Origin of the sequence: Brumimicrobium aurantiacum, assembly GCF_003402975.1 — a bacterium.
Lineage (GTDB): Bacteria > Bacteroidota > Bacteroidia > Flavobacteriales_D > Crocinitomicaceae > Brumimicrobium > Brumimicrobium aurantiacum.
Genome location: NZ_QURB01000004.1, coordinates 245,623 through 263,467, shown reverse-complemented (window position 1 = coordinate 263,467; position 17,845 = coordinate 245,623). Strand labels below are relative to the sequence as shown.

Annotated in this window: 14 protein-coding genes; 9 read left to right on the top strand and 5 right to left on the bottom strand. The window is 33.6% G+C overall.

Going from position 1 to position 17,845, the window contains the following annotated elements; all coding sequences use genetic code 11:
• Positions 1–28: 28 nt before the first annotated feature.
• On the bottom strand, positions 29–1,420 hold the full coding sequence (locus DXU93_RS08685; protein ID WP_116880887.1) for a M20/M25/M40 family metallo-hydrolase: 1,392 nt from the start codon (positions 1,418–1,420) through the stop codon (positions 29–31).
• Positions 1,421–1,540: 120 nt separating this feature from the next.
• Here DXU93_RS08685 and DXU93_RS08680 point away from each other — a divergent pair, with 120 nt between their 5' ends.
• The 3 genes from DXU93_RS08680 (at position 1,541) to DXU93_RS08670 (ending at position 4,762) form a co-directional block, all read left to right on the top strand.
• Positions 1,541–1,906 (top strand): hypothetical protein, encoded by a 366-nt coding sequence (locus DXU93_RS08680; RefSeq protein WP_116880886.1) that lies wholly within the window; start codon positions 1,541–1,543, stop codon positions 1,904–1,906.
• A 176-nt stretch (positions 1,907–2,082) separates the two neighbouring features.
• Positions 2,083–3,336, top strand: coding sequence for a histidine kinase dimerization/phosphoacceptor domain -containing protein (locus tag DXU93_RS08675; protein WP_116880885.1), 1,254 nt, complete (start codon positions 2,083–2,085; stop codon positions 3,334–3,336).
• Between the two features lie 103 nt (positions 3,337–3,439).
• Positions 3,440–4,762: a 1-acyl-sn-glycerol-3-phosphate acyltransferase gene (locus tag DXU93_RS08670; protein ID WP_116880884.1), complete on the top strand. Its 1,323-nt coding sequence runs from the start codon at positions 3,440–3,442 to the stop codon at positions 4,760–4,762.
• A gap of 1 nt (position 4,763) precedes the next feature.
• Here DXU93_RS08670 and DXU93_RS08665 read toward each other — a convergent pair whose 3' ends face one another.
• The 4 genes from DXU93_RS08665 to hpt are packed head-to-tail and all read right to left on the bottom strand — an operon-like array spanning position 4,764 to position 7,449.
• On the bottom strand, positions 4,764–5,348 hold the full coding sequence (locus tag DXU93_RS08665) for a phosphatase PAP2 family protein (RefSeq protein WP_116880883.1): 585 nt from the start codon (positions 5,346–5,348) through the stop codon (positions 4,764–4,766).
• Positions 5,341–6,333, bottom strand: coding sequence for a GTPase ObgE (gene obgE / locus DXU93_RS08660; protein ID WP_116880882.1), 993 nt, complete (start codon positions 6,331–6,333; stop codon positions 5,341–5,343). Before obgE ends, DXU93_RS08665 begins: the two co-directional genes overlap by 8 nt.
• A gap of 2 nt (positions 6,334–6,335) precedes the next feature.
• Positions 6,336–6,914: an adenylate kinase gene (locus DXU93_RS15330; RefSeq protein WP_116880881.1), complete on the bottom strand. Its 579-nt coding sequence runs from the start codon at positions 6,912–6,914 to the stop codon at positions 6,336–6,338.
• Positions 6,915–6,921: 7 nt separating this feature from the next.
• A complete protein-coding gene (hpt, locus tag DXU93_RS15325; RefSeq protein ID WP_116880880.1) occupies positions 6,922–7,449 on the bottom strand; it encodes a hypoxanthine phosphoribosyltransferase in 528 nt (175 codons plus the stop codon).
• 182 nt (positions 7,450–7,631) lie between these two features.
• Between hpt and DXU93_RS08645 the strand changes: the two genes are divergently transcribed.
• The 6 genes from DXU93_RS08645 (at position 7,632) to DXU93_RS08620 (ending at position 17,845) form a co-directional block, all read left to right on the top strand.
• Positions 7,632–8,783: a 5-(carboxyamino)imidazole ribonucleotide synthase gene (locus tag DXU93_RS08645; RefSeq protein WP_116880879.1), complete on the top strand. Its 1,152-nt coding sequence runs from the start codon at positions 7,632–7,634 to the stop codon at positions 8,781–8,783.
• Positions 8,784–8,841: 58 nt separating this feature from the next.
• Complete coding sequence (locus DXU93_RS08640; RefSeq protein ID WP_116880878.1) at positions 8,842–13,176, top strand: SpoIIE family protein phosphatase; 4,335 nt, start codon at positions 8,842–8,844, stop codon at positions 13,174–13,176.
• Positions 13,177–13,272: 96 nt separating this feature from the next.
• Positions 13,273–14,541, top strand: a complete 1,269-nt coding sequence (locus DXU93_RS08635) for a DUF2851 family protein (protein WP_116880877.1) — start codon at positions 13,273–13,275, stop codon at positions 14,539–14,541.
• Positions 14,542–14,543: 2 nt separating this feature from the next.
• On the top strand, positions 14,544–14,780 hold the full coding sequence (locus tag DXU93_RS08630) for a PspC family transcriptional regulator (RefSeq protein WP_116880876.1): 237 nt from the start codon (positions 14,544–14,546) through the stop codon (positions 14,778–14,780).
• A complete protein-coding gene (locus DXU93_RS08625; RefSeq protein WP_116880875.1) occupies positions 14,777–15,685 on the top strand; it encodes an SDR family oxidoreductase in 909 nt (302 codons plus the stop codon). The genes DXU93_RS08630 and DXU93_RS08625 overlap by 4 nt, the downstream gene beginning before the upstream one ends.
• Before the next feature lie 84 nt (positions 15,686–15,769).
• Positions 15,770–17,845, top strand: a complete 2,076-nt coding sequence (locus DXU93_RS08620) for an alanine/glycine:cation symporter family protein (protein WP_116880874.1) — start codon at positions 15,770–15,772, stop codon at positions 17,843–17,845.

Below are 17,845 nucleotides of genomic sequence, written 5' to 3'. Positions count from 1 at the left end.
TAGCAAATCGCCCCTACACAAACCACCTCTACCAATACCTATCCAACAAATACAACAACGCACTCAAACTCCCAGCACCTAAGTGCAATTCTCGTTTGTTTACATTCTCGAAGACATCATTTGCATTGTGGTGAAAATCAAAATAACGTTGACTATCTGGGACAAGTCCGATTAATCCAATATTTTCAAATTCGTTTTTTAAAGGACCAATATCAACACCACCAAATCCAGGTTCAAAATAATGAATTAAATAAGGTTTAAATAAACTTTTAAATGAGCGAACTAATTCAAGGTGCTGGGTATTTCCATCTACAGCAAAACCGCGTGGACTAAAGCCACCACGATCGCTTTCAATTGCTAAGATGTGATTTTCTCCTTTTGCTTTCACTTTTTTGGCATAAGTTTTTCCACCCATATTTCCATTTTCTTCATTCATAAAGAAAACAACTCGTAAAGTGTTTTTAGGCTGATAATTCAATGCTTTTAAAATACGCACAGCTTCCATGGAGTGAACAATTCCCGCACCATCATCATGTGCGCCTTCACCTACATCCCAAGAATCTAAATGCCCTCCAATTGTGATGATATTGTTTGGATTTTCACTTCCTTTAATTTCAGCAATTACATTGTGGGATTTTTTATCTGGCAAAACTTTACAATCCATTTCAAAATGAAAAGTGACTGTACTGTTGCTTTCTTGCATAAAAGCTTCAAGTTGAGTCGCGTCTTCTGTGGAAATAGCAGCAGCCGGTATTTTATTTAAGCCTTCTTCATAATGCATTGTTCCTGTATGCGGATGTTCATGTTCACTCAAACTTAAAGAACGAATAATTACAGCTTTTGCACCAAGTTTTGCAGCGCCTATTGCGCCATAACCTCTGATCGGATAACAAGCTCCATACGCTCTGAAAGTGGTAATCATTTTTTGATCCATTGGTTGAGCGATAAATACAATTTTACCTTCAATATCTTTTTTGTCTGCTTTTAATAATGCATCACGATTTTTAAACATGATCATTTCACCTGTCATTGTTCCATTGGTTGGAACAGAACCACCAAGCGCCAAAAGATTTACTTTGGTTATCTTACCATCTGATGTTATATAATATCCATTTTCTCTTGTGCCTCTTTCCCAATGTGGAACCATTACTTCTTGCAAGTAAACGGTGTCAAAATCATAACTTTTTAATTTGTCATACCCCCATAGAACCGCCATTTCTGCACTCACTGATCCAGAAAGTCTTGCCCCAATATCTTTACATAAACCTCTTAAATCGTCATACGCTCTTCCTTTTTCTAAGGCCTCATCAAAAACTTTACGTACCATGATACTGTCTTTGGTAGAATTAGTTTCTTGTGCATTAAATATTGAGGAATAGAAGATGGAAATAATCAAAAAGAAAGGAGCTAAAAGTCGCATTTTATTAAGTTTTTAGGCGCAAAATAAGAATAAAATATTAGTCTTTAAATGGAGATGAAAGGATGCACACTTTGAAATCTTTTAGATTCGATTAACTTTGTATAGAAACAATTTCTAATTATGAAAAGTAAACTCAAACGCGGATTAAATTTTTTAATGTTGATCTTTCTTATGATTTCAGCAATTTACGTGTTCTTTTATTATGTGAGTGCTGATCAAATTGCAGATCTTCGTAATTTACCAACAGCCATCCTTGTTGCGGTTATTGTTTATCTTGCGATCCAATTCGTTAAACGATATTTACAGAAAGTAATGCCGTGGTACAATTGGTTATATTATATAGGTATAATTGCGATAATAATTCCATTACCTCTTTTTTCTGTAGAAGGAGATTGGGTTTTTTCCGTTACAAGATGGGGGTCTTTATTTCTATTAATTCCACCAGTAATAGAATTTCTTGTTCTTTTAAAAGCTAAGGAGAAGTAGTATTATCTCATTATAATTATAACCTTTTTTAGCCTATAAAGTTAATTTAGCTAAAAAATAGCTGGTGTTTAACGGAAGTTTTTGGGTATTGGTCGAAAAGTTTATTCAGAATCCATATTGTTTTGATATTACTTCGTAATTAATTCATAACTTGCTCATTTAATTACAAGTACTACATGTCGATTGATTTATTAAATAGCGTTGATAAGGAGGAGGATCCTGTTAAGATTACTTTGTTTATTGATGTAATTCATCAATTCAGTCAAGATATTATTTCGGCAAAATCAGAAGTAGAAATTTTCAAAATATTAGCCAATGAAGTTGCGCGCCAGATGGATTTTCTGGATTGTGTGATATATAAGGTTGATAATTCACAAAAGAGATTAAAACAAGTTGCATCTTTAGGTTCTTCAAAATATTCGTCACTTGGAGTTTCAAATTCTATTGAATTAGATTTTGGTCAGGGACATGCAGGAACTGTGGCTCAGACAGGAGAGACACTGTTGGTTGATGATGTAACAAAAAGTAGTAATTATCTTTTGGATATTGTTCAAGCGGGTTCTGAACTTGTGGTACCAGTAAAAATTAATAATGTGGTGTATGCTGTAATTACTAGTGAGCATCCAGAAAAATATTTTTACAAAGTTCATCATCAGAAAATATTGGAAGTTATTACCTCCATTGCTGTTGGTGCATTGGTGAAAATTCAAGAGACAAAGGAGCTTGAAGCTGTTAAGGAAAAGTTAGAGATTGTAATTCAGAAGAAAAGTTCAGATTTAGATATTGCAATAGATACCTTATCCGAGCAATACTCTACCTTGAAGTATCAACATGAACGTCAAGAGTCTTTAATTCAAGAGGTGAATCACCGAGTAACCAATAATCTTCAAATTATTTCGAGTATTCTTCGATTGTATTTAGCTCAAGAAAAATCAGAATCAATTAGTTCGCTTAAAGAAGTTCATAATCGTGTTCAAGCGATGGCATTAATTTATAAAAATGTTTATAAATCAATTGAGGTGAATCTTGTGAATATCAATTCGTATTTATATGATTTGATTAGTTATTTGAAAAGCTCCTTGACTGGCAATAACTTTGAGATTGACGTTAAAGCCGAGTTTGAACATTTTGGTGCTGACGTTCTTGTTCCTTTAGGTTTGTATATTACTGAAATGTATTATTATTGGTTCGCTCATTTACCTTCAGACACAACTGTACATTTAGAATTAAATTTAACAAAAGAACAAGAAGGTGATTATGCATACTGTATTTGTTTGTCTGATAATTCAAATATTCAATTTTCAAATATTACAGAAGATTTTGAAAGTGATGAGGTGAGTTTAACCTTGATATCTGCCTTAGTTGATCAATTAGATGGTCGATTTGTCCAAGAGTTCAACAATGGGAATATTTTAAAATTAAAATTTTAGTTTCTTCTTTTTAATTCCCTTTATTGTCATTTGTACATTTTTATTTGATGATATCCTAAAAAGATTAATTTTGTAGCTTTTGTTTATAAGTTATAATCAAGTCATGAGGATACTGTATATCATTACAAAATTCATTTTAAAACTTACCCTTTGGGTTTATTATCCTAGAAAAAAAATTGTAAACGCTCCACAAAAGCGATTTACTAGAACCATATTTATGTGTAATCATCCATCTTCATTTATGGATCCTCTAGCTGTGGTTGGAAGTCAAAAACCGATTACATTCTTTATGACAAGATCGGATGTCTTTAAACCTTTTTTAAAACCGATACTTTGGGCAGCACACATGTTACCAATATATCGTCAACAGGATGGTGTAGATACAAAAAAGAAAAATGAAAAAGTTTTCGATAAATGCGCTACAATTTTAAAGAATGGTCGAGGGCTTATAGTTTTCTCTGAAGGATTTACAGATAATGTTTTTATTCGAAGATTGAAACCGATTAAAAAAGGTGCTGTAAGAATTGGTTTTACTGCATTAGAAAAAATAGATTGGAAGAAAAAAATATACCTTCAAGCTGTGGGGTCTAGCTTTGCAGATCCAAATCAATTGGGTAGTGATTTAGTGATTTCTAACGGTGATCCGATTTGTTTAAATGATTACAGAAAAGATTATGAAAAAGATCCAAATAAAATTATTCATGAGTTAACTTTGAAAATGGAACTTCAAATGCGAGATCAAATTGTTGATGTTCGTAATGAAAAAGTAGCACCCTTTCATGAAAATGTAATGCGTATCACTAGAAAAGGGATGAATGCAAATGATAGTGATTTCAATATTCCTTTATTGAAAAGGTGGAATTATGCGAAGAGATTAGCCGATTGGTTTAATAAAGTAGATGTAGAAAATAATGAAGAATTGATGAAGTTAAAAGCGAAGTTAGAAGCGTATTTTAATCTTCAAAAGGAAGAGGGTGTTGAAGAGACACCATTATATAAAGTTCTTTCTGATCAACGCAAGAAAAATCAAGATCTTTTCTACCTTATTGCTTTATTCCCTGTAATGCTTTTGGGCTTAATTCATTGTTATTTACCTTATCGTTTTATTAAAAACTTCGTAGAGAAATCCTTTAAAAGAAGAGTTTTTTGGGGAAGTGTGAAGATGTTGCTTGGTTTTGTGGCTATTTGTATTTATAACTTACCTATTATCTTTTTAATGAAATCGCTTTTGGGTATGGACGGAGCTTTAGCAATGCTTTATTACCTGACGGTTATTCCATTATCTGGTGTTATTGCCTACAATTGGTTTAAGGTTAAATCTAAACATCAAAAGATGAATGTGCTTGAAAAGTCAGATGTGTCAAAAATTGCAGAAATGCGAAATGAAATTGAAAATGAAATTGACCGTCTAATTCCAGTTGCTTAATTTAAGTTCTATTTTGAATGGTTCGTCTATAAAAGTAATGAAAGACAAAAGCAACTGATGTGCCCCAAATTGTACCTCCAATAATATCTGAAGGATAGTGGACACCCAGATACATTCTGCTGTAGCTCACCAATAATGCCCAAAATATTAATAAAGGAGCAATATATTTAAATTTGGACTTCAATTGAAGTATAAACATACACGCGATTACGAATGAATTAGTAGCGTGTCCCGAAATGAAACCATATTGTCCTCCTTTGTAGAAATTTCCAGGTCTTGTTTCATAGAACCTTAGTTGCTCGCCCAACGTGAGATGGTGAGAAGGGCGATATCTCATAATGGTATGTTTGAAGCCGAAGTTGGCAGTAAAATCTGCAAATCCCACCGCAGCAAATCCAAACAAGGTGAACCACAATGCGTGTTTGAGGGAGTACTTTACATAAACTAAAACAAATAGAAGAATGTATAAAGGAAACCAAATAAACTTATCACTCACCAACCACATGAATTCATCCAAAAAAGGAGTGTGTGACTGATTAATCGCAATTAAAACAGTTTGTTCAATTTCCTTAAGCCATTCAATCATTTGCTAATGTTTTCCAGATTAGATCTTTTAACTCATTAAGATTTTGTTGAGCAACTGAAGAGATAAATAATGATTGAACATCTGGTAACTCTTCTTTTATTTCAGCTTTTAATTCGTCATCTAACATGTCAGACTTTGTAATAGCTAATAGCCTTTCTTTATCGAGTAGTTCTGGATTGTACTGTCTTAACTCATTAACTAATATTTCGTACTCTTTAGCAATATCATCACTGTCTGCCGGTACCATAAATAGTAAGAGAGAGTTACGTTCAATATGTCTTAAGAACCTTAATCCTAGTCCTTTTCCTTCGTGAGCTCCTTCAATAATACCAGGAATATCTGCCATCACAAAGGAGCGACTTCCACGGTAGCTCACGATTCCAAGATTTGGACGTAAGGTTGTAAATGGATAGTTTGCTATTTCTGGTTTTGCTGCAGTTAATACTGAGAGTAGAGTACTTTTTCCTGCATTTGGGAACCCTACTAAACCAACATCAGCAAGTACCTTTAATTCTAAAATAGACCATCCTTCTTCGCAATCCCCTCCGGGTTGTGCATAGTCAGGGGCTTGATTAGTAGAACTTTTGAAATATGTATTTCCACGTCCACCTTTTCCACCTCTTTTAAGGATTTTTTCTTGGCCATCTTCGTCGATTTCAAAAAGAATCTCATTCGTTTCAGCGTCTCGAACAATTGTTCCAATAGGTACATCAACATAAACATCGTCTCCTTCAGCTCCAGTCTTTTGTTGACCAGAACCATTCTTACCGTGTTCAGCTTTGATGTGTTTGTGAAATTTTAAATGCAGTAATGTCCACATTTGTTTGTTTCCACGGATGATTACGTGACCACCACGACCACCATCACCACCATCAGGACCACCTTTTGGTACATGTCGTTCTCTTCTCATATGACGAGAACCTCCACCACCATTTCCAGATCGGCAATGTATTTTTACGTAATCAACGAAGTTATCAGAAGCCATTACTAGTCTTTTATTGAATCAATTGTTTTAACGATTTCATTAGAAATTTCTTCAATTCCTCCTAAACCATTAATGTTGTGAAGCTTATCTTGTTTGTTATAGAAATCTTTTACAGGCGCTGTTTCACTGTTGTAAACAGAAATTCTGTTTGCAATGATTTTTGGATCCGCATCGTCTGTACGTCCAGAGTCAATAGCTCTTTTACGTAACCTTTCTTTTAATTCATCTTCTGGTACCTCCAAGGCAATCATTCCTGCAATCTTGGTTCCTTTTTCCTCTAAGAACTTATCCAAAGCCTCCGCTTGTGGTGTAGTTCTTGGAAATCCATCGAAAATAAATCCTTTTGGATTGTCCGCTTTTTCAACTTCAGATTTCAACATGTTGATCGTTACTTCATCTGGTACCAACTGACCTTTATCAATATATGACTTGGCTAGTTTTCCTAATTCTGTTTGATTTCCAATATTGGCTCTAAAGATGTCACCAGTTGAAAGATGGATTAAACCAAATTTATTGATGATTTTTGTTGATTGGGTTCCTTTTCCAGCTCCTGGAGGCCCAAATAATACTAAGTTTAACATATATGTTTTATTCTGTTATCTGGTAAATGTCTCTTGTGTTTCTACCTTGTTCTAGATAGTCTAATCCATATCCAACAATGAATTTATTCGGAATTTCAATTCCTACATATTTAGGTGGATATTTTCCTTTGAATGCGTCAGGCTTGTATAAAAGTGTTGCAACCTCCACAGAAGTTGGTGAATTATGATCAATCATAGAATACAATTTACTCAGAGTTAATCCTGAATCAACAATGTCTTCCAAAATTACAACATGCTTATCTTTAATGTCCGTACTTAATCCTATTAACTCGTGGACTTGCCCTGTGCTAGACGTTCCTTTATAAGAAGAAACTTTAACAAAAGATATCTCACAATCAAGTGCAATGTTTTTCATTAAATCGGCAGCAAACATAAATGCGCCATTTAAAACTCCAACAAAAATGATTTTCTCACCTTTATAATCTTCGTTTATTCGATTTGCTACTTCCTTAATTGATTCCTGAATCCTTTCCTCAGAAAGATATAATTCGAATTTCTTATCTTCTATTTGCACTTCTTCTTAATTTGTACTTTCTACAAAGATAATATTTTTAAAGATTTAAAATGTTCTCTAACTGCATAATTGTTTATTTAAGTAAAGTGTTTATGAATTGACAAGCAATTTTTTAACCGAAAGTTTAAATTCTTTAATTCCCTTCTGTATCTTCGCACTTATTTTTAGAAAATTGAAGAGTGATGATTAAGAAATGGTACGGTGATACGTTTAAGTTAGGTGTTTTAGGTGGTGGACAGCTCGGTAGGATGATGATCCAGTCTGCAATGAATTTTGATGTTCATGTTTATGCAATGGATAGGTCAAAGTCTGCGCCATGTGGAACTTTAGCTTATGATTTTACAGAAGGAAATATTCAGTCATACGACGATGTGATTGCTTTTGGAAAAGATAAAGATGTACTCACCGTTGAAATCGAACACATCAATGTTGAAGCGCTTGAGCAATTAGAGAAAGAGGGTGTTAAGGTTTTTCCTCAACCAAGAGTTCTTAAATTGATTCAAGACAAAGGTCTTCAAAAAGAATTCTATAAAAAAAATAATATACCAACAGCTCCATTTCATTTAATCGATCAAAAGGAAAATCTAAGTAATTACGAAAATGAATTGCCTTTTATTCAAAAAATGAGAAAAGGAGGGTATGACGGTAAAGGAGTTACTTCCTTAAATACAACTGCAGATTTTACATCTAAAGCGTTTGACACTCCTTCTTTAATCGAAGAAAAAGTTGATTTTGAGAAAGAATTATCTGTACTCGTTGCTAGAAATGAACATGGAGAGGTCCAAACATTTCCAGTCGTTGAATGTGAATTTAGTGAAAAATTAAACTTGGTTGAATTCCTTTTTTCTCCAGCAAATATAGATCCGTCTATTGAAGAAAAAGCAACAGTTTTGGCAGTTGATGTCATTGAAAAGTTAGATATGGTGGGGTTACTTGCTGTAGAGTTGTTTTTGACCAAAGACGGTGAGCTTTTGGTTAACGAGGTGGCTCCAAGAACGCACAATAGTGGACATCATACGATTGAGTGTAATTATACTTCACAGTTTGAACAACATTTACGTGCAATATTAGGGCTCCCTTTAGGAGATACTTCAATTATAACTCCTGGTGTGATGATTAATTTGTTGGGTGATGAAAAGTTCGAAGGTCCAGCAGTTTATCAAGGCATGGAAGATGTAATATCTCGAAAAGGAGTATATGTACATTTATACGGAAAGCCAACTACAAAACCAAACCGTAAAATGGGGCATATTACCATTACAAATGATGAAATAGATCAAGCCAAATCAGTAGCTCGTGAAGTTCAAAATTCTATAAAAGTAGTCTCGAATTAAAAACTTTTACAATACTATCAGTATTTTTTGTAGCTTTATAAGATAGTTTTTCTTTTTTATGAGGCTGCTAAAATGGATTTTATATGTTTCTTTTCTGGTTGCAAGCTGTTCTTTAGCTGTAGCCCAAAATTATACGTTTAAGAATTTTAGTCACGAAGAGGGAATGAATTTGATTTCAATTCTCTCTGTTGAAGAGTCAAATGATGGTTATATCTGGTTTGGAACAGACGGAGCCGGATTACTACGGTATGATGGAGCTGATTTTAATTCTTTAGTTGAAATTCAAGGTAGAAATAATCGCCATGTCAATAATATAACATTCCATAAGGATGATATTTTATTTTCTACACGATTTAGAAGTATCTTCTCTTTGAATAGTCAGGGACTTTCTGCGGTACCTTTTGAGACAAAATTAAGAGGTAGTAAGGCTATTAATATACATAATGGGAGGTATATTGTGTTGCAAACTTCTGGAGTAAAAATGTTTAAGGATAGCGTCCTTATTCATAGTAAAAAGGGGGTGAAAAAAGAAGGTGATTTCAGATATTATGAGAGTTCTGACTTGGGTGACGAACTGCTTATTTTTACTTCTAACTCAAATTTTTGTATTCGGAATGACTCTATTATGAGGCTCCATGAATGGCTAGGTGTTGATGAATTGTCGGTGAATAATTTTGTGGCAGCTTATCAGAAGAATGATAGTCTTTATATACTCGATAAATATTTTTATAAAACATTGTCTGTACCAATTGATAATGTGGGTAGCGAAAATATTGTAGTAAAAACCAATAATGAGAGCGTTCTAAAAGCCAATGAAGAAGTCGTTAAGTGGGATTTGAAAGATAGCTCTATTGCCTTTGTGACCAATCAAGGACGCATCATGATTTATGATATCATGACTTCAAAGTTAAAATTAATTACAAGAGAATCTGACGTTAAAATAACAGAGCCTACAGATATCCTAATCGATCGAAATAATGATATATGGGTAACATCTGCAGTGAGCGGAGTATATCGTGTTTCACAAGAACCTTTTACCTTCTCAAATCGTTCAGAGATCTATAAGGAACCACATATTGTTTATGTTGGAAAAACGAATGAAGGAAAAAAGCTAATTTCTACTAAAGGTAAAGGAACATTTATTGAAAAGGAATCGAAGGAGGATGAATACCTAAATCTAAAAGAGCTTGTTGTTAGCGGATTGACAGTGCTAGATGGTGTGAATATTATTTCCACAAACAAAGGGGTGTATAAACTTATGAAAGGTGAACTTGAATTGTATGAGCCTTTAGCATTGTTTGAAGGAAAGAGTGTAAGTTTTATTAAGAATGCTTACGAGTCATTATGGTTTTCTGTGTCAGGAAAAGGTTTGTCTAGAATGAACTTGGAATCAAATGAAGTAGAGTCTGTTGGAGGGAACGGAATTTTTTACAATGATGCTATTTTAAATCAAGACTCCTCAATTTTGTATTTTATTACAAATAAAGGAATAAAACAGTTTGATCCTATTACGAATAAATTAGAGTATTTCTACTCACCTGAAAATGGAGATCCAGTAAAAGGATATGTAGGAAATACGGCCATGGATAAATTCGGTACCATCTGGTTTAGTATGGATCATGGTTTGTTTGGAATTAAAAGTGAAGACGAAATCGTTAAAATAACTGCTGAAAAATACCTACCCTCTTTGTTAATATATACTTTGAATGCAGATGAGTTTGGAGATTTAATTGTGGGTAGTAATAAAGGTGTAACGGTGATCAAAATCTCAGCAGAAGGAAATCCACTCTCAAGTAAAACTTACAATAAGGAAAACGGATTTTACGGATACGAAACCCATATGAGAGCATCATATCATGATGAGGATGGTTCTGTTTATTTAGGAACGCTTGGTGGTCTAGTTACAGTTAGACCAGAGTTTTTTGAAAAAAAACGCAGATTAAACAAGCCAATCATAGCTTCTTTTAAGAATAAAAATATTGAAAGGTTTATAGATGAAGACTCAGTGATTTTGATTGACTCTGAGGATAATAGTGTGCTTATAGAATTTAAAAGTGTTAACACCAAATCAAGCTTTGTAACTTATAAATATCGTTTACTTGGTGGAGAAGAAGAGTTGTCAGTTTGGTCTGAATGGTCACCTGAGAAAGAGGCTGTTTATAATAATCTGATGGCAGGAAATTATGTCTTTGAGGTAAAGTCTTCAATTGAGGGAGAGAGCATAAGTGAAACAAGAACTCTACCTTTTAATATCGATATCCCATTCTATAAAAATAGATGGTTTATTATTCTGATCACTGGTCTTGTTGTATTGCTAAGCATTCTCTTTCTTGATAGGTCAAGTAATTTTAGTAAAAAGAATATTATTCTTTCACGTGATGTCGTTGCAGATCGATCGGTAGCAAAAAGTATTCTGGCATTTGGAGCTTTTGCAAATACGCTAGGACATATTATCGTTTCACGAATAGATGAAAGTATAGAGTCTCATGATTTAAGTGCGATTATTATAGGTGTGATTGTACTTGGTCTTTATTTGACTCTGCGTTTTGTAGATCAAAAATTGAATCATGCAAGACTCTATCTGACATTTGGTTTTTTATTGCTTTTGGGATATAATTTAGCTTATGTTTATATTTCGGATATTCATCCTTTCTACTTTTTAGCTTTAATTTTAGTTACTTATATTGCGCCATATACATTAGAGAAATTACGGTCCTCCGTTTTTGTTGGTTTGGCGCTTGGTATACTAAGTGTAGCAATTATCTTTTTTGTTGATGAAGCTGTCTTTAATAGGTATGTATTCCTTATAGGTATGGCTATGATCATTTTTCTGATGATTTACAATAGTTATTTAAGAAATAATTCTCTTGAACAATTGATCTTTACCTCGGGAGTTGTGAATAAAGGAAATGCCTTAGTAATTGCTTTTGATAAAAAAGGAATTATTTCTTATTCAAGTGAAAATATTGAGGTATTGCTGGGGATGAAAAAATCGTTGAAAGGACAGAATATTCTATTCTTAAAAGAATATCAACCGACTTATAATGATATGAAAAGCTTCAGTGAAGTTGATCTGGAAAATAATTTTAGCGAGGGAGCAATTTTTGTAACCCCGTTAATTACAGAAGGAGGTGAAGTAGCCTATTATCAATGGTCGTGTAAACAGTTTTCTGATGAGTTAAGGGTGATTTTGGGGCAAGATGTGACTGAAAAAATCAACTTGGAAAACTATTATGAATTAATTGTAAGAAATGCCGATGATTTAATATTTCAAACAGATAGAGAAGGTCGTTTTACTTTTGTAAATCAAAAATGTTGTGAAGTTTTAGATCAATCAAAAGTTGGGCTCATCAACTCATCTTTTTTCAAGTATGTTAAACCTGCTTTTAAAAATCAACTGGAGGACTTCTTTAATGAATATCTGAAAGAAAATAAAAAAGGAGGATACCAAGAATTTCCAGTTATAACTGCTACGAATGAATTGAAATGGCTTGGTCTAAATCTAACTCCAATGAAAAAGCCAGGTGCAAAAAATGTAGTTACTGGTTTTTTAGGTCTTGCCCGAGATATAACAAGTACAAGAGAGGCCAATGCTATTATTAAAGAGCAAAATAAGGACATTACTTCTTCAATCAATTATGCCAAGAAAATACAATTTAATATGTTGCCTTTTCATTCTGATTTTGAAAGGTTATTCGATGAACATTGTATATTCTTTCAACCAAAAGATATTGTTTCAGGAGATTTTTTCTGGTTGAAAGACGTTGGAGATAAAACTGTTCTCGTGCTCTCAGATTGTACAGGGCATGGTGTTCCTGGTTCCTTTATGACTTTGCTTGGAATTAATATTTTGAATCAAATCGTGTTGGAGTCAAAGATTTTCGATCCTGGTGAGATATTAAATCAATTAGATGTTCGTTTGGCAGAAGTGCTCCCAAGAGATGGTGCTAATCGATTGCAAGATGGAATGGAGGCGGTTGTATGTGTTTTTGATCAACATTCCAATAAAGTGGAATACGCATTGGCAGGTGGTCGATTTATAATTACCGAAAAAGGAAGTTCAAACCTTGAGGTGATAAAAGGGCAGATTAAACACATTGGCGATGTTCCTTTTGAAAAAGATTTCTCATATAAAACTGAGTCACTGAAATTGTTAAGTAATCAAACCTTATATTTATTTTCTGATGGATACCCTGATCAGTTTGGTGGCGATCGAAATAAAAAGCTAACAATAAAAAGATTCCTTTCTATAATGGAAGAAACTGCACAATTAAATTTAGATCAACAAAAAAAACATTTACAAAAAGTTTTTAAAGACTGGATTCGAGATTATCCACAAACGGATGATGTAACAATTATTGGGGTGAAGGGGGTAAAGGCAAATAAGGAGTAGTATTCTTTCTTGTAGTAGCTATTTTTACCAAGATAGATTTGGTGGTTTTAATTGTTTTTTATTATCTTAATATATAAATCTAAAAACCACCTTATCATGCAAGAAGAATATTTGCATTATCTCTGGCGTATGAAGCGTCTAAATTTCAATCAGTTAAAATTAACCGACGGTTCTACCGTTAGTGTGTCCCAAGTGGGTTGGTATAACCTAGATGCCGGACCTGATTTTTTCAATGGAACTGTTGCTATTAATGGTATAAAATGGTCTGGAAACATTGAACTTCACATCAAATCATCGGATTGGTATTTACACAAACATCATTTGGATCAAGCGTATGATAATGTAATTTTACACGTTGTATATGAACATGATAAAGAGGTCTTAGTTAATGATGTTCCTTTACCAACAATTGAACTTAAAAGTCAAATAGACCTTTCGCATTTTCGAAATTATCAACGTATTATTTCAACCACAAGAAAAGTACCATGTTCAGATGTAGTGATGGATCATCAGCTGGCTCTGTTACAACAAATAGATGTCCTTTTTCTGCACCGTATTGAGAGAAAAGGCTTGGAATTGATAGAGTTGATGAATGTAGAAAAAAGAGGGCAAAACGAGATTCTTCTGGCGGCAATTTTTAAAGCTATAGGAGGTAGAGTGAATAAATTACCGATGCAGGAATTGGCTTGTATAATTCCTTATCAACTTGTTTTGAAAGAACGGTGGGATACTACACGTTTAGAGTCATTGTTTTTTGGAGCAGCAGGATTACTTAATGATCCAATAGAGGATCATTATTTTTTAAAGTTACAAAGCTTATGGAAGTTATTAAAACATAAACATGGGTTGCCCGAAATGAATGCGTCTTCATGGAAGTTTAGTGGAATACGACCCCATAGTTTTCCGACAATTTTAATTGCACAAGTAGTTGCATTACTTTCTTATTTTGAGTTTCATAATTTGTCTGCACTAACAAGTTTGGAATTAATTGAGAAAATTAAACATCTTCCAGATAGTACTATTAATGCATATTGGAAAACACACTATGTTTTTGGGAAAAAAGCAAAACCAAGAAAGTTGGGCTTTTCAAGATTGTTTAAACAAAACTTATTGATTAATGGTTTTGTACCTTATTTTATTGCATTGAAACATCTTCGCAATGATTTTGGTTTTAGTGATAAAATCATTGATTTAATGGAAGAGCTTCCTCCAGAAACAAATAATGTGGTGAAATACTGGGAGAATATTGGTTTTCGTCCAAAAAATGCATTAGAAAGTCAAGGATTGTTAGAATTAAACAATGAATTTTGTAATTTTAAAAAATGTTTGTCGTGTAAAGTTGGAATGGCAAATTTAGAAAAGTGATTATGCGTAAGTTTATTCAAAAAATAGTGTTTTTCTTTGAGATGCGTTCTTTCGGGGTGAGCGAATGGTGGGGGAAAAAGTTAGGCGTTCGATCCTCAAAAGTTCGATTGTTTTTTATTTATAGTTCTTTTATTGCTTTAGGTTCTCCATTGGTCATCTATTTGGGAATGGGTTGGATTCTTGAAAACAAACATATTTTTAAAATGCGTAAAAAAAGAACCTCGATTTGGGAATTATGAGTCAATCAAAAAACAGAATTTTGATTACAGGAAGTAACGGTCTTCTTGGTCAAACGTTAACTAAACATTTTATAGAAAATCAAATAGAATTTCTAGCAACTGCAAATTCAGAAAACAAAATTTCATATTGTCCAGACAATGATTTTCGTGCCTTAAACATCCAGAATAAAGAGCAGGTAAAAGAGGTAATTCAAGAATTTAATCCTACTCATATAATAAATGCTGCAGCGATGACCAATGTTGATGCCTGTGAAGATGAGGTTGAGAGATGTTTTGGAGTCAATGCCACAGGTGTTAAAAATATTTTGGAAGCGATTGAAAATACAGAAATTCATTTAATTCAAATTTCAACAGATTTTATTTTTGATGGACAGAAAAAGAGTTATTCCGAAGAAGACACAGCAAACCCTTTGAGTAATTATGGTAAATCCAAATGGGATGGCGAGCAGATTATTTTCAAAAGTGGTTTTGAAAAAGTAACTATTTTAAGGACTTCAATTGTATACGGTGTAGGTGAAAAATTGAATAAAGGGAATATCTTTAATTGGTCGATGCAAGAATTGAGAAAAGGAAATCAATTGAAAATTGTGAATGACCAATTTAGAACTCCAACTTTTGTAGAAGACCTTGTGCAAGCTTGTCAAAAAGTAATTAATTCTAATTCCTTTGGTGTCTATAACATAGCAGGAGGTGATCTTAAATCTATGTTTGATTATATTATTCTTGTGGCTGAATATTTAAAAGTTGATACAGATTTGGTCTCAGCAATCACATCAAAAAACTTAAATCAAAAGGCAAAAAGGCCTATTTCCTCTGGCTTAATTATCGATAAAGCAAAGAAAGGATTTGATTATAATCCGACAGACTTTATGGTAACCTTATCGAAAATAGATCCTGAAAATTGAAATAATATTCATAAATTAGCCAAATCGACCTTATTTTTAACAAAGGTTATTAATTTATTTATTCGAACACAAAAATAATTATTTATGAGATTAGCTAAGATTTTGGCTACGATTTTCCTTTTGAGCAACTTTGCATTCAGTCAAGATAAACCACTAAGTGCAGAAATTTCTACCAATGACCAGTCACAAGCTATTGATGATGTTGAAGTCATAATTGAAGCAGAGGGAGGTGAAAGACCTTATAAATATGTGTGGAATGATGAAAACATATCAATCTATAACGATAAGTATAGTGGTTGGTCGGAAGGTGATTCAGTGATTGTTACTGTTATTGACGCCAAAGATGATTCAGTAACTGTTAGGGCTTTTGTTGAACCAAATAGTTTTTCCGAACACGTTAATAATACCATGAAACCAGCCGTAAATGTTTTGCAAACTATATTATTTGCAGAGCCATGGTCTGATACAGTTAAAGTTAATGATTTTGTGCTAAAAGCTCCTTTTGCAATCAATGCTGAAAAAACAAATTATACGCTTAAAAAATGGTTGAAGGAAGATGGTGAGCAGGTTGAGCACCTGGAACCTGTTGCAATTCTAAAAGATGGAGATAAAGAATTCCCTTTTTATGCAATGGGAAATGGAACCTTAGTTTATGGAACCCATGAAGGCCAAAAGGTTAAAGAGGGAGATAAAGTTTACTTTAAAAATAAAAGAGGGAATCGCTCTGAAAAAGTTTTAGGTAAGATAGATTATGCTGCTCCTCAGCCTTTTTATTTTAAAAACTTATCAAATAAATCTCAGGGAATCCCATTAATCGTTGTTTGGTTAGTTTGTGGAGCAATTTTCTTCACTATCCGAATGAAGTTTATTCAATTTAGAGGAGTGCGTCATGCCATAGATTTAGTGCGTGGACGTTATGATGATCCAAATGAACATGCTGGTGAGGTTACACATTTCCAGGCTCTTGTTACTGCTTTGTCTGCAACCGTTGGTTTAGGTAATATTGCAGGTGTTGCAATTGCAATTAGTATGGGAGGTCCTGGTGCGACTTTTTGGATGATCTTGGCTGGTTTAATTGGGATGGCTTCTAAATTTGTTGAATGTACTTTAGGAGTAAAATATCGTCACCAAAAGGAAGACGGAGAAGTTTTTGGTGGTCCAATGTATTACCTTAGTCGAGGATTAGAAAAAAGAGGTCCTGGTTTCAAACAACTAGGAAAAGTATTGGCAATTCTTTTTGCTATTCTTTGTGTTGGAGGTTCGCTTGGAGGTGGAAATATGTTCCAAGTAAATCAAGCATTCAATCAGTTGGCTGAAATTCCAGGATGGGAAGGATTCTCTTCTTATGGTTTATATTTCGGAATTGGTATGGCCATTTTAGTAGGAATTGTAATCGTTGGAGGTATTAAAAGTATTGCAAAAGTTACGGATAAAATTGTTCCTACAATGGTCGGGATCTATGTGGTTTCAGCTCTAGTAATTATTGGATTTAACTATGATAATTTAGGACATGGATTTAGTACAATTATTTCTGGGGCATTTAGTCCAGACGCAATGTATGGTGGATTTATTGGAGTTTTAATTTTAGGGTTTCAACGTGCTGCATTTTCAAATGAAGCGGGTGTGGGATCTGCTCCTATTGCACACGCAGCAGCGAAAACTGATGAGCCAGTGAGTGAAGGTGTTGTAGCTATTTTAGAACCATTTATTGATACTGTTGTAGTTTGTACAATGACTGCCTTGGTGATTATTTTTACAGGGTATGCACAGGATCCAGAAGGGTTGGAAGGAGCGGCACTGACTTCAGCAGCGTTTTCATCATCTTTAGGTGATTGGTCTCTATATGTATTGTCTTTTGCTGTTGTACTTTTTGCATTCTCAACGATGATTTCTTGGTCTTATTACGGCTTGAAAGCATGGACTTATGTTTTTGGTGAAACAAAGGTTTCTGCATTAATATATAAATTCATCTTCTTGATTTTCGTTGTAATTGGTGCTTCCGTTGGATTAGGAGCGGTAATTGATTTTTCAGATTTAATGATTCTTGGAATGGCCTTCCCTAATATTTTAGGATTGCTTATTATGTCTGGTGAGGTTAAAAATGACCTTAAAGATTATTTCTCAAGAATAAAATCAGGAGCTATTAAAAGATTTAAATAA

Coding starts and splice junctions, on each gene's coding strand:
- DXU93_RS08685 (WP_116880887.1), bottom strand. CDS start 1,420: ATGCGACTTTTAGCTCCTTTCTTTTTGATTATTTCCATCTTCTATTCC.
- DXU93_RS08680 (WP_116880886.1), top strand. CDS start 1,541: ATGAAAAGTAAACTCAAACGCGGATTAAATTTTTTAATGTTGATCTTT.
- DXU93_RS08675 (WP_116880885.1), top strand. CDS start 2,083: ATGTCGATTGATTTATTAAATAGCGTTGATAAGGAGGAGGATCCTGTT.
- DXU93_RS08670 (WP_116880884.1), top strand. CDS start 3,440: ATGAGGATACTGTATATCATTACAAAATTCATTTTAAAACTTACCCTT.
- DXU93_RS08665 (WP_116880883.1), bottom strand. CDS start 5,348: ATGATTGAATGGCTTAAGGAAATTGAACAAACTGTTTTAATTGCGATT.
- obgE (WP_116880882.1), bottom strand. CDS start 6,333: ATGGCTTCTGATAACTTCGTTGATTACGTAAAAATACATTGCCGATCT.
- DXU93_RS15330 (WP_116880881.1), bottom strand. CDS start 6,914: ATGTTAAACTTAGTATTATTTGGGCCTCCAGGAGCTGGAAAAGGAACC.
- DXU93_RS08645 (WP_116880879.1), top strand. CDS start 7,632: ATGATTAAGAAATGGTACGGTGATACGTTTAAGTTAGGTGTTTTAGGT.
- DXU93_RS08640 (WP_116880878.1), top strand. CDS start 8,842: ATGAGGCTGCTAAAATGGATTTTATATGTTTCTTTTCTGGTTGCAAGC.
- DXU93_RS08635 (WP_116880877.1), top strand. CDS start 13,273: ATGCAAGAAGAATATTTGCATTATCTCTGGCGTATGAAGCGTCTAAAT.
- DXU93_RS08630 (WP_116880876.1), top strand. CDS start 14,544: ATGCGTAAGTTTATTCAAAAAATAGTGTTTTTCTTTGAGATGCGTTCT.
- DXU93_RS08625 (WP_116880875.1), top strand. CDS start 14,777: ATGAGTCAATCAAAAAACAGAATTTTGATTACAGGAAGTAACGGTCTT.
- DXU93_RS08620 (WP_116880874.1), top strand. CDS start 15,770: ATGAGATTAGCTAAGATTTTGGCTACGATTTTCCTTTTGAGCAACTTT.